Source organism: Dactylosporangium cerinum (assembly GCF_042653625.1).
In the GTDB taxonomy this organism is placed as follows: Bacteria; Actinomycetota; Actinomycetes; order Mycobacteriales; family Micromonosporaceae; genus Dactylosporangium; species Dactylosporangium cerinum.
Map to the genome: position 1 here is coordinate 189,910 of NZ_JBHSIU010000086.1, position 12,319 is coordinate 202,228.

Consider the following 12,319-nt stretch of genomic DNA (forward strand, 5'->3'; position numbering starts at 1 on the left):
CAGGATGGGCGGGGGGTGTATCGAGCAGCACCAGCCTATCCCCGAGGTCTGACAAAACCACCGAGGGTGAGCGGCGAAGGGTTTGAGAGGGGCGAAGGGAGGGGAGCGGACCAGAAACAGTGGCGTGACTCACCGGAACGGCACGGTGCGTCGCGGTAGCCGATACGATGCCGGTGAAAACGGACAGCGCCGTCCCAGCCGACTCGTCCGGAGGGATCCAGCATGTCTGCAGAGGCACCCGCGTCCAGCGACGCCGACGCCGCGCTGCGCGCCGACATCCGTCGCCTCGGCTCGCTGCTCGGGCAGAGTCTCGTGCGGCAGGACGGCCAGCAGCTGCTCGACCTCGTCGAAGAGGTCCGCGCGCTGGTCCGCACCGACCCCGAGGCCGCCGCCGAGCGCCTGACCGGCCTCGACGTGGTCGCCGGCACCCAGCTGGCCCGGGCGTTCTCCACCTACTTCCACCTGGCCAACATCACCGAGCAGGTGCACCGGGCGCGTGAGCTGCGCCGCATCCGCGTGCGTGAGGGCGGCTGGCTGGAGCGGGCCGCGAAGCTGATCGCCGACCGTGGGGTCGGGGTGAAGGAGATCAGCTCGATCGCCTCGAAGCTCGCGGTGCGGCCGGTGTTCACCGCCCACCCGACCGAGGCCGCCCGCCGGTCGATCCTGACGAAGCTGCGCGCCGTCGGCGACGAGCTCGACGCCGAGGCGGTCGCGACCGCGCTGGACGGCTCGCTCGAGCCGGACAAGACCCGCACGGCCCGCACCGACCGCCGGCTGGCGGAGCTGCTGGACCTGCTGTGGCAGACCGACGAGCTGCGGCTGGAGCGGCCCGAGCCGAGCGACGAGGCCCGCAACGCCGTCTACTACCTCGCCGACCTGGCCACGGGCGCGGCCCCGCAGGTGCTGGACGACCTGTATGACACGCTCAAGGACCTCGGGGTGCAGCTGCCCCCGACCGCGCGCCCGCTGAGCTTCGGCTCGTGGATCGGCGGCGACCGTGACGGCAACCCGTTCGTCACCCCGGCCGTCACCCGCGACGTCCTGCTGATCCAACATGAGTACGGCATCCGCGCCGCCGAGAGCGTCATCGACGGCCTGATCGACGAGATCTCCGTCTCCAAGCGCCTGCGCGGGGTGTCGCTGGACCTGTCCGCGAGCCTCGCCGCCGACCTGGACAACCTGCCGGAGCTGCCGGCCCGCTACCGGCGGGTCAACCTCGAGGAGTCCTACCGGCTGAAGCTGCGCTGCATCCGGCTCAAGCTCCAGCACACCCGCACGCGCCTGGCCACCGGCACCCCGCACAAGCAGGGCCGCGACTACCTCGGCACCGGCGAGCTCATCGCCGACCTGGAGCTGATGCGGGCGTCCCTGGCCCGCAACGGCGGCCAGCTCGCCGCGACCGGCAAGCTCGCCTCGGCGATCCGCACGCTGTCCGCGTTCGGCCTGCAGCTGGCCACGCTCGATGTGCGGGAGCACGCGGACGCGCACCACGAGGTCCTGTCGCAGCTGTACCGGCGGGTCGGCGAGGTCGAATACGCGCACCTGGACCGCGACTCGCGCCGCCAACTGCTGATCGACGAGCTCAACGGCCGCCGTCCCCTGGCGACCCGCGACACCGGGCTGACCGACAGCGCGCGCAAGACGTTCGACGTGTTCGCCGCGATCCGCGAGGTGCAGGACCGGTTCGGCCCGGAGGTCGTGGAGACCTACATCATCTCGATGACCCAGGGCATCGACGACGTGCTCGCCGCGGTCGTCCTGGCCCGCGAGTGGGGCCTGGTCGAGGTCAGCGCCGGCGCCGGGTTCGGCGGGGCGTCGATGGAGTCGGCCCGGGCCCGGGTCGGCTTCGCGCCGCTGCTGGAGCAGGCCCGCGAGCTGGAGATGGCCGGCGAGCTGCTGGACGACCTGCTGTCGATCCCGGTCTACCGGGCGATCGTGCGCGCCCGCAACGACGTGCAGGAGGTCATGCTCGGCTACTCCGACTCCAACAAGGACGCCGGCATCACCACCTCGCAGTGGATGATCCACAAGGCGCAGCGGCAGCTGCGCGACGTCGCCGCCCGGCACGGGGTGCGGCTGCGGCTCTTCCACGGCCGCGGCGGGACCGTCGGCCGCGGTGGCGGCCCGACCCACGAGGCCATCCTGGCGCAGCCGTGGGGCACGCTCGACGGTGCGATCAAGGTCACCGAGCAGGGCGAGGTCATCTCCGACAAGTACACGCTGCCGGCCCTGGCCCGGGAGAACCTCGAGCTGACCCTGGCCGCCGTGCTGCAGAGTGCGCTGCTGCACACCGAGCCCCGGCAGCCGGCCGACGCGCTCGCCCGCTGGGACTCGGCGATGGAGACGGTGTCGACGGCCGCGTTCGCCAACTACCGCGCCCTGGTGGAGAACCCGGACCTGCCGGCGTACTTCTGGGCGGCGACCCCGACCGAGCTGCTCGGCGCGCTCAACATCGGCTCCCGCCCGTCGAAGCGGCCGAACGCCGACGCCGGCCTCGGCGGGCTGCGGGCGATCCCGTGGGTGTTCGGCTGGACGCAGTCGCGGCAGATCGTGCCTGGCTGGTTCGGCGTGGGCAGCGGCCTGGAGGCGGCCCGGGTCGCCGGCCTCGGTGACGTGCTGCGGGAGATGCACGAGAAGTGGCACTTCTTCGGCACGTTCCTGTCCAACGTCGAGATGATGCTGGCCAAGACCGACCTGGAGATCGCGTCGCGGTATGTCGACACGCTGGTGCCCGAGCACCTGAAGCCGGTCTTCGAGGTGATCCGCGCGGAATACGAGAAGACCGTCACCGAGGTCCTCGCGATCACGGGCGAGTCGACGCTGCTGGAGCGCCAGCCGGTGCTGGACCGCACGCTGGGCGTCCGGGACAGCTACCTGCAGCCGCTGCACCACCTGCAGGTGTCGCTGCTCGCCCAGTACCGGGCCAGCAAGATCGCCGACAGCGGCGTCTGGGGCGGCGGACGGAAGTCCTCGCCGGACCCGGCGCTGGAGCGGGCGCTGCTGACCACGGTCAACGGCATCGCGGCCGGCATGCGCAACACCGGATGACCGGGACCCCAGCGGGGTGAAAACAAAGTCAGACTGACAGACTGTCGAGCGTGTCTGTGAACGGTTGGGCTGTCGATGGATGGGCGTTGCCGGACGAGGTGCTCCGGGACGCCCCGACCTACACGCCCCGGCCATCGGAGCTCGCCGACCTGGAGCTGCTGCTGTCGGAGGCGTATCGGCCGCTGACGGGCTTCCTCGGCCCGGCCGACCTGAGGTCGCTGCGGCGCAACGGCCGCCTCGCCGACGGGACGGCCTGGCCGGTTCCGGTGACCCTGGAGGTGCCGCTGGCCGTCCTCGGCCAGCTCGACATCGCCGACCCAGCCAAGCGGGTGCTGATCCTCGCAGATCTGGAGGGCGCGCCGATCGCCGCGCTCGACACCACGGATGTGTATTCGACGCGGGAGGGCTTCGGCGGAGCCGCCGGCCGGGTCAAGCGCCTCGGCGACGGCGGCCACGGGGCGTTCCGCCGCATGCGCAGGACGCCGGCCGAGGTGCGCGGCATCCTGCCGCAGGGCCGCATCCTCGGGGTCATCGCGGACCGCCCGCTGCACCGCCCGCAGCTGGCCCAGATCGCGCGCGCCGCCCGCACCCTGGCCGCCCACCTGCTCGTCCTGGTGCCGGTCGGCAGCCCCGGCCCCGACGGGCTGGCCCCGGAGGCCCTGGTCCGCTGCGTGCTCGCGGCGCGGGACCGGATGCCGGACTGCACGATCGTGGCGCTGCAACTGCCGCACCGCGGCGGCGACGACATCCGCGCCGCGATGCTGCGCACCCGGGTCGCCGCCGCCTACGGCGTCACCCACCTGCTCGCGTCCAGCGACTCGATGCTGTCCGGCGGCGGGCTGCGGGTCCTCGTGCCCCGGGAGCTCGCCTACGACGGCCGCGACGGGCAGTGGCGCTCCCTCGACGACATCCCGCCGAAGCACCGCCGGCTGCCGCTGACCTTCGCCGAGATCGAGGACCACCTCGACCGGGGCACGATCCTGCCGGAGTGGCACACGCCGCCGGCGGTCGCCCGCGAGCTGGCCCGGTCCCGGCCGCCGCGCCGGCAGCGGGGCCTGGTCGTCTTCTTCACCGGCCTGTCCGGCTCCGGCAAGTCGACGATGGCGACCGGGGTCGCGGACGCGCTGCAGGAGTCGGGGGAGCGCACCGTCACCCTCCTCGACGGCGACATCGTGCGCCGGCACCTGTCGGCGGGCCTGACGTTCTCCGCCGCCGACCGCGACACCAACATCAAGCGGATCGGCTGGGTCGCCGCCGAGGTGGGCCGCCACGGCGGGGTGGCGATCTGCTGCCCGATCGCGCCGTATCACGAGGCCCGGGCCGCGGCGCGGGAGTACGCCCGTAACGCCGGGGCGGGTTTCGTGTTGGTCCATGTGTCGACCCCGCTCGAAGAATGCGAGCGGCGCGACCGCAAGGGGCTCTACGCGAAGGCGCGAGCGGGACTGATCAAGGGCATGACCGGCATCGACGACCCGTACGAGGCGCCGACCGACGCCGAACTGGCGATCGACACGACGGACCTGTCGTACGGCGAGGCGGTCACCACCGTCCTGCGGTACCTCGGCAACAACGGCTGGCTGGATCCTCGGCCAATTCCGTAAAAGCGGGCACATCAGCCCATTACGCCTGACGTCCCGGAAGCGTTAGCCCCTGGAGAACCTGACGCCGAAGGGGCCGCCGCTTCATGGACGCCAACCGCCAGCTTTCCGCCGATACCGACTCACCGGGCGTCGACCTGCTCGGTATGGCCCGGCGCCATTGGTGGCTGGTGCTCCTGATGGTCGGTGCCGGTCTCCTCGGTGCCGGGCAGTTCACCGGGATGCAGCAGAAGGTGTACGAGTCCGCGACCTCCGTCCTGGTCTCGCCGCTCGGCAACGGGCAGGACGCGAACTCCACCAGCGGCCGTACCAAGGGCGACATCAACCTCGACAACGAGGCGCAGCTCGTCACCTCCACGACGGTCGCCACCGACGCCCGTGAGCTGATGCGCGCCACGCAGACGCCGGACGAGCTGGCCCGCCAGGTCCGGGTCGAGGTGCCGCCGAACACCACGTTCCTGGTCATCACCTACTCCTCCGGCGACGCCCGGACCGCCCAGGCGGGGTCGCACGCGTTCGCCGAGGCCTACCTGCGCAACCGCGAGGAGAGCGCGAAGACGGAGGTCGCCGGGCGGATCGCGATCCTGCAGGACAAGCTCAACCAGCTCAACGCGAGCCTGCTGCAGATCAACACCAAGCTCGCCAACCTCCGCCCGACCGACCCGGACCGGCCGAACCTGGAGAGCCAGCGCACCACCGCGACCTCGCAGATCAACACCCTCGCCGGTCAGCTCAACCAGCTGCTCACCACGACCGTCAACGCCCGGAAGATCATCCGGGACGCCGACCTGCCGTCCCGCCCGGTGAAGCCCAACCGGCTGCTCAACCTCGCCAGCGGTGCCATGGTCGGCCTGCTGCTCGGCGTCGGCGCGGCCCTGCTCCGCGAGCGGCTCGACCAGCGCGTCCGCCGCCCCTCCGACCTGCCCCGCCGGGTCGACGTCGCGGTCCTCGCCGCCGTCCCCGGCCGGGTCAAGCCCCGCCTCGACGACGTGTTCGCGCCGTTCGGCGCCGGCGGCCGCATCTTCAACCGGCTCCGCAACGAGGTTCTCGCCAGCATCCCCGCGCCGAACGGCGCCGACGCCCGGGTCGCGCTCGCCGGGCAGGTGGTCGTCGTGGCCGGCGCGAGCCGCGGGGCCGCGTCGACCGTCGTCGCGGCCAACCTGGCCGCGGCGTTCGCCCGCACCGGCGCCGAGACCGTCCTCGTCTGCGCCCACCTCCCCGACAGCCTCGTCGACACCGCCAGCGTCAACCGGATGCTCGGCGTGCGGTCCATGCCGGGCCTGTCCGATGTGCTGGCCGGCCGGTTCTCCCTCAGCAGCGCCACCCAGCGCGCGCCGCGGCACCCCAACCTCAGCGTCGTCACCACCGGCGGCACCGCCAGCGCCGGCGGGCTGCTGCAGTCGCAGGCGCTGCGGGACACCCTCGCGACGCTGCGGGAACGCGCCGCGTACGTCGTCGTCGAGGCGCCGTCGACGGCGACCAGCGCCGACGCGCAGAGCCTGGCCAGCCTCGCCGACGCCGCGATCGTCGCGGTCGAGCTGCGGCGCACCCGCAACACCGAGATCGCCGACGCCGCCGACCAGCTGCGCCGGGTCGGCACGCCACTGCTCGGCGCGGTGGTCCTGCCGCGCCTGGCCGGCGCCCGCGGGGCCGGGGAGCGCGACGCCCAGGAGGTGACCGTCGCCGACGACATGACCACGGTCCTGGACAAGCTGCCGCCGAAGGAGCCCGAGGAGCCGATGGTGCCGAAGCGGATCCGCACCGCTGCCGCCGCCGCGACCGTCACGGCGCCGAAGGTCGTGCCGGCGCCCCCATCGGTGCCGAAGCGGCAGACCCGCACCATCTCCGTGACCCGGGTCAGGGCCGACACCGCGGGCGAGAACGGCGCCGACAAGCGCCGATGAGTGAGCTTGCGAGCGAGTCATGTAGCAGGTTCGGGGCAGGCCGACGCCGGAGCGCAGCGGAGGTGGCGGTATGACCGCCCTCGCGAACCACCCCTCACTGCAGGCGGCACCGGGACCGGGTCTGGCGAAGAAGCTGCACCGGCTGCCCGCCTGGCCCGTGACCGGCCTGCTCATGCTCTACCCGCTGTGGTGGGCACTCGGTCTCGGCACCCTGATCTTCTTCCTGGTCGCCGTGCCGATGGCGGTGTCGCTGGTGCGGCACCGCGCGTCGGGCCAGTTCGTCAAGCTGCCGCCGGGGTTCCTGCTGTGGCTGCTCTTCCTGGCCGTGGTCGGTCTCGGGCTGTTCAGCCTCGGCGCCGACCCGACCGGCACCGTGCCGGGCACCGCGGCCAGCCGCCTGGTGTCCTTCGCGTTCCGGTTCGGCGGCTACCTGGCGATGACCGTCATCCTGGTGTACGCCGGCAACGTCGACCGCCGCGAACTGCCGCAGCGGCGCTTCATCCGGCTGCTCGCCTGGCTGTTCGTCGTCACCGTCGCCGGCGGGCTGCTCGGCATGGCCGTGCCGACGTTCGAGTTCACCGCGCCGCTGGAGCTGCTGCTGCCGCACCACCTGCGCGAGAACGGCTTCATCCAGTCGCTGGTGCACCCGACCGCCGCGCAGATCATGAACCTGCTCGGCGGCGAGACCCCACGGCCCGGCGCGCCCTGGGGGTACACCAACACCTGGGGCAACAACGTCTGCCTCCTGGTCGGCTGGCTGCTCGTCGCGGGCTGGTCGCTCACGAGGAGCCGCCGCACCAAGGCGTTCACCGTCGCGACGCTGCTCGTCGCGATGGCGCCGATCGTCTACTCACTCAACCGGGGACTGTGGATCGGGCTCGGGGTCATGGTGCTGTACGTGGCGGTGCGGCTGGCGCTGCGCGGGCGGTTCGCCGCGCTGGGGCCTCGTCGGGGTCGCCGGCGTGGTCGTCGCCGTCGCCGTCGCCACGACCCCGCTCGGTGACGTGGTCACCGCCCGCCTGGAGGACGGCAAGTCCAACGGGGTCCGCATGTACACCACGGAGAAGGCCATCGGCGGGGTGGCCGAGTCGCCCCTGATCGGCTTCGGCTCGACCCGCAACACCATCGGCGGCCGGAACTCGATCGCGGTCGGCGAGAGCGACGACTGCGAGCGCTGCGGCAACTTCACCATCGGCGGCAACGGCCAGCTGTGGCAGCTCCTCTTCGCGCACGGGCTGCTCGGCACCGTCACCTACCTGGGTTTCTTCGTCGTCGGGCTGTGGCGCTTCCGGCGCGACGCGACCCCGGCCGGGCTCGCCGCCACCGCCGCGATCGTGTCCAGCTTCGCCGCGATGTTCTGGTACAACGCGCTCGTCTCCCCGCTGGCGCTGACCTTCCTCGCGTACGCCGTCCTGTGGCGCAACCGTTTGGAGAGCCGATGAGTCCCGTGAAGACCGCCCCGGCCGCACTGCGGGTCGACGACGAGCAGCTGCGCGCGCAGTACATCGAGGAGGTCCTCGCCCTGCTGTACCCGGGGCAGGGGACCGCGACGGTGGAGTACCTGGTCGTGCCGAACGCCCGCAAGCCGCGGCTGCTCGTGCCCGCCGACGACCGCCGCCTCGCCGCAGCCGCCGTGCGCCGGTACGCCGAGCCCCAGTCCCGGGTGGCGAAGCTCAAGCGCGACGCGGTCGTCGCCGCCCTGCGCACGGGCGCGTCGTCGATGCTGCTGCGGGACCGGCTGCGCATCACGCCGGGCGCGGACACCATCGACACCTACCTGCGCCACGTGCTGGAGACCGACGTGCGGCTCAGCGTCCACATCGGACCCGCGCGGGCCAACCGCAAGCCGGTTCTGCAGCTGCTCACCGCCGACGGCACCACCACGGCGTTCGCCAAGCTCGGCACCTCGCCGCTGACCCGGACCCTGGTGAAGGCCGAGGGCAACGCCCTGGCGGCCGTGTCGACCGCCGGCCTCAAGGCGCTGCGGGTGCCCGACGCGCTCCACATCGGACAGTGGGGCGAGCACGAGGTCCTCGTGCAGTCGGCGCTGCCGGTGTGGCGGCCGCGGGCCCCGCTGACCGCGCCCCGGCTCGCCAACGCGATGCGCGAGGTCGCCGCCTGCTGCGGCACCCGGCGCGGCCGCTTCGACGACAGCGGCTACTGGACCCGCCTGCGCGCCCGGCTCGACGCCGTCGCCGAGCACCCGGAGGGCGGCGCGCTGCGGGCCGCGGCCGAGCGGATCGCCCGCTCCGCCGGCGGTGTCCAGCTCACCTACGGCTCCTGGCACGGCGACTGGTCCCCGTGGAACATGGCCTGCCTCACCGACACGATCCTGGTCTGGGACTGGGAACGCTTCACCCCCGGCGTCCCGATCGGCTACGACGCGCTGCACCACGCGCTGCAGGCCGGCCTCGGCCGGTCCCCGTCGGCCGCCAGGTGCGTCAACGACCTCATCGACGCCGCGCCCGAGCTGCTGCTGCCGTTCGGCGTGGTGCACCGTCAGGCGGTCGAGGTGACCACCCTGCTCTACCTCATCGACCTGGCCACCCGGTACGTCACCGACCGGCAGGCGGAGGCCGGCGCCCGGCTGGGCGTGCTCGGCAGCTGGCTGCTGCCCGTTCTCGTCGCGCGAGTGGAGGCACTGTAACCATGCCCGTGCAGATTCCCGACACGATGAAGCGGATCGTCCACTTCGGATCCCGCAACTACGGGCAGCTGACCGCCAGCCGGCGGATGCTGCCGCAGTTCCTGATCTGCGGCGGCCAGCGCTGCGGCACCACGTCGCTCTACCGGGCCCTCGCCGCGCACCCCGCCGTCATCAAGGCCGTGCTGCACAAGGGCGTGCACTACTTCGACGTCGGCTATCACCACGGGCTGCGCTGGTATCGCGGCCACTTCCCGCTGCAGCGGCGGGCGCTGCGGATCCAGGACGAGCTCGGCGTCCCCGCGCAGACGTTCGAGTCCAGCCCGTACTACATGTACCACCCGCACGCCCTCGCCAGGATCGCCGCCGACCTGCCCGACGTGAAGCTCGTCGTGCTCGTCCGCGACCCGGTGGAGCGCGCCTACTCCCAGCACGCGCACGAGGTCGCCCGCGGCTTCGAGCCGGAGGTCGACTTCGGCCGCGCCCTCGCCCTGGAGCCCTCCCGGCTCGCCGGGCAGCGCGAGCTGCTGCTCAACGACCCCAGCGCGTACAGCTTCGCCCACCAGCACCACGCCTACCGGGCCCGCGGCGAGTACATCGAGTACATCGAGCCGATGGCGGCGCTGCTCGGCCGCGACCGGGTCCACGTCGTGGACAGCACCGAGTTCTTTCTGCGCCCCGAGCCGGTGTACGACGCCGTCCTGGACTTCCTCGGCCTGCCGCGGGTCGGGCAGTACCCGGCGTTCGAACGGCACAACGCCCGCCCCCGCAACCGCCTCGACGACTCGATCGCGTCGCAGCTCGCGGCGCATTACGCACCCTTCGACGAGCGCCTGGCCACCTGGCTCGGCCACCGCCCCTCCTGGCTGTCCACAGCGGACAGTCCGGCGTGACGGCGACGCTCACCAAACCCACCCTGGAGACGCCCAGCGGCATGCTGCGCGGCGCCGCCCGGGGTGGGCTGGCGAACCTTGCCGGCACCGCCTGCACCGGCGTCGCCGGGCTCGGCGTCACCTGGCTCGCCGCCCGCGCCCTCGATCCGCACGGCGCGGGCGCGTTCTTCGCCGCCACGGCCGTGTTCGGCCTCGGTGTCACCGTCGCCAAGCTGGGTGTGCAGACGTCGCTGGTGTACTGGCCGGCCCGGATGCGCGCCGTCGGCGACCTGTCCCGCCTCGGCCAGTGCCTGCGCACCGCGCTGGTCCCCCTGGCCGTCGCCGCGCTGGTCATCGCCGGCGGGCTGTGGTTCGCCGCGGACCTCGTCCCCGGCCGGGCCGACCTGGTGCGGACCCTCGCGGTGTTCCTGCCCCTCGCCGCGCTCAGCGACGCGCTGCTCGCCGCCACGCGCGGGCTTCGCGCGATGCGGCCCACCGTGCTGCTGGACCGGGTCATGCGCCCCGGTCTTCAGCTGGTGTTGCTCGCGCTCGTCTGGGCGCTCGGCTGGGGGCCGGACGTGTTCGCCGCGTTGTGGGCGTTGCCGTACCTGCCCGCCGCGCTGCTGGCCGGGCTCGCGCTGACGCGGCTGCGCGGGGCAGTTTCCTCAGATAAAACCGATATTTCGGATTTCACCCCGCGGCGGTTCTGGGCGTTCACCGCGCCCCGCGCCGTCGCCAGCCTTGCGCAGATGGCGCTGCAGCGCGTCGACGTGCTGCTCGTCGCGGCCCTCGCCGGCCTCGCCCCCGCCGCCATGTACGCCGTTGCCGGCCGCTTCGTGATTCTCGGCCAGTTCGTCAACCAGGGTGTCACCCAGTCCGTCCAGCCCCGCCTCGCCGAACGCCTCGCGGTGCGGGACACGGCCGGCGCGAACCTGCTCTACCGCCAGGCGACCGCGTGGGTCGTCCTCGCCTGCTGGCCGCTGTACCTGCTGATGTTCACCTACGCGCACCAGTACCTGGACCTCTTCGGCGAGCACTACGAAGGCGGCGTGCACATCGTGCGGCTGCTCGCCGCGACGATGATGGTCGCGACCGCGTGCGGGATGGTCGACGTGGTGCTCGCCATGGCCGGCCGCACCTGGTGGAACCTCGCCAACGTGGGTCTCGCCCTGGTCACCATGCTCGGCGTCGACGCGCTGCTGATCCCCCGGCACGGCGCGTTCGGGGCCGCCGTCGGCCTGTGCGCGGCGGTGCTCGTCAACAACCTGGTCCCCCTCGTCCAGGTGGTCCGCGGCCTCGGCCTGCACCCGTTCGGCCGAGCCACGCTGCTCGCCGGTGGGCTGGCCACATCGTGTTTCGCCGTGCCGCAGCTGGCCGTGCTGCCGGTCCACGGGCTGTTCGTGAAATTCGCCGCCACGGGGGCGGGTGCGGCCGCGTACGGCTACGCGGCCGTGCGTTTGAGGCACGTTCTGATGCAGGGGGAACGATGAGAACTGACTACGCGGAGGTCTTCCAGTCGGATGCGGCGGTCGACAAGTACGAGCGGGTGGTCTACGCGCCGGAGACCTACTCGACGGCGGTGAGCGGCCGGCAACGCGCGTTCCTGCGCCGCCTGGTCCGCCGCGAGTTCACCGCCCGCCGGCCGGTCCAGCACGACTTCGCGTGCGGCACCGGCCGGGCGATCAGGCTGCTGCACGGCGTCGTGCGGGCGGCGCACGGCTACGACGTGTCCGCCCAGATGCTCGCGAAGGCCCAGGAGGCGGGCGTCTACGCGAAACTGCACCAGGTCGACGGTGACGGACCGGTCCCGGAGCCGGCCACTGTGGACGGACCGGCCCTCGTCACCGTGTTCCGGCTGCTGCTCAACGCGCCGAAGGACGTCCGGGACCGGGCGATCGCGTTCGCCGCGAAGATCCTGCCGGAGGCCGACTCGGGCCTGCTGGTCGTGGAGAACCACGGCAACCGCTCGTCGCTGCGGCACCTGCGGCACCGCTCCAACCGCGCCAACCAGTGGTTCGCCGAGCTGCACCACGCCGAGGTCGAGCAGCTGCTCGCCCGGCACGGCTTCGAGGTCGTCGAGCGGCGCGGCTTCGCACTGTGCCCGGCCGGCGCGTACCGCCGCGAATGGCTGCGACCGGTCGCCCGCCGCGCGGACGACCTCGCCGCCCGCAGCGGCCGCCTGTCGGGCGTGGCCACCGACGTGCTGTACGTGGCCCGCCGGATACCCAGGTAGTTCACGGAGGGAGTGCTCGC

At 72.9% G+C, this 12,319-nt stretch carries 9 protein-coding genes; all 9 read left to right on the plus strand.

The genetic code is table 11. From position 1 onward, the window contains the following. Nucleotides 1-222: 222 nt before the first annotated feature. The 9 genes from ppc (at nucleotide 223) to ACFPIJ_RS49905 (ending at nucleotide 12,299) form a co-directional block, all read left to right on the plus strand. The gene (ppc, locus tag ACFPIJ_RS49865) at nucleotides 223-3,048 is read left to right on the plus strand and encodes a phosphoenolpyruvate carboxylase (RefSeq protein WP_380126505.1); all 2,826 of its coding nucleotides are present in this window, start codon (nucleotides 223-225) and stop codon (nucleotides 3,046-3,048) included. Nucleotides 3,049-3,104: 56 nt separating this feature from the next. After that, nucleotides 3,105-4,649 carry an adenylyl-sulfate kinase gene (gene cysC / locus ACFPIJ_RS49870; protein WP_380126585.1) on the plus strand — a complete coding sequence of 515 codons (1,545 nt, stop codon included), beginning with the start codon at nucleotides 3,105-3,107 and terminating at the stop codon, nucleotides 4,647-4,649. 83 nt (nucleotides 4,650-4,732) lie between these two features. Next, the gene (locus tag ACFPIJ_RS49875; protein WP_380126506.1) at nucleotides 4,733-6,550 is read left to right on the plus strand and encodes a GNVR domain-containing protein; all 1,818 of its coding nucleotides are present in this window, start codon (nucleotides 4,733-4,735) and stop codon (nucleotides 6,548-6,550) included. 70 nt (nucleotides 6,551-6,620) lie between these two features. Next, entirely contained in the window at nucleotides 6,621-7,553 is a 933-nt protein-coding gene (locus tag ACFPIJ_RS49880) for a hypothetical protein (RefSeq protein WP_380126507.1), read from the plus strand. Beyond that, a complete protein-coding gene (locus tag ACFPIJ_RS49885) occupies nucleotides 7,513-7,992 on the plus strand; it encodes a hypothetical protein (protein WP_380126508.1) in 480 nt (159 codons plus the stop codon). The genes ACFPIJ_RS49880 and ACFPIJ_RS49885 overlap by 41 nt, the downstream gene beginning before the upstream one ends. Continuing rightward, complete coding sequence (locus tag ACFPIJ_RS49890; protein ID WP_380126509.1) at nucleotides 7,989-9,197, plus strand: hypothetical protein; 1,209 nt, start codon at nucleotides 7,989-7,991, stop codon at nucleotides 9,195-9,197. The genes ACFPIJ_RS49885 and ACFPIJ_RS49890 overlap by 4 nt, the downstream gene beginning before the upstream one ends. A 2-nt stretch (nucleotides 9,198-9,199) precedes the next feature. After that, nucleotides 9,200-10,087 carry a sulfotransferase domain-containing protein gene (locus ACFPIJ_RS49895; protein WP_380126510.1) on the plus strand — a complete coding sequence of 296 codons (888 nt, stop codon included), beginning with the start codon at nucleotides 9,200-9,202 and terminating at the stop codon, nucleotides 10,085-10,087. After that, a complete protein-coding gene (locus ACFPIJ_RS49900; protein WP_380126511.1) occupies nucleotides 10,084-11,556 on the plus strand; it encodes a lipopolysaccharide biosynthesis protein in 1,473 nt (490 codons plus the stop codon). The genes ACFPIJ_RS49895 and ACFPIJ_RS49900 overlap by 4 nt, the downstream gene beginning before the upstream one ends. Next, nucleotides 11,553-12,299 (plus strand): class I SAM-dependent methyltransferase, encoded by a 747-nt coding sequence (locus ACFPIJ_RS49905; RefSeq protein ID WP_380126512.1) that lies wholly within the window; start codon nucleotides 11,553-11,555, stop codon nucleotides 12,297-12,299. The genes ACFPIJ_RS49900 and ACFPIJ_RS49905 overlap by 4 nt, the downstream gene beginning before the upstream one ends. The last annotated feature ends 20 nt before the right edge of the window (nucleotides 12,300-12,319 follow it).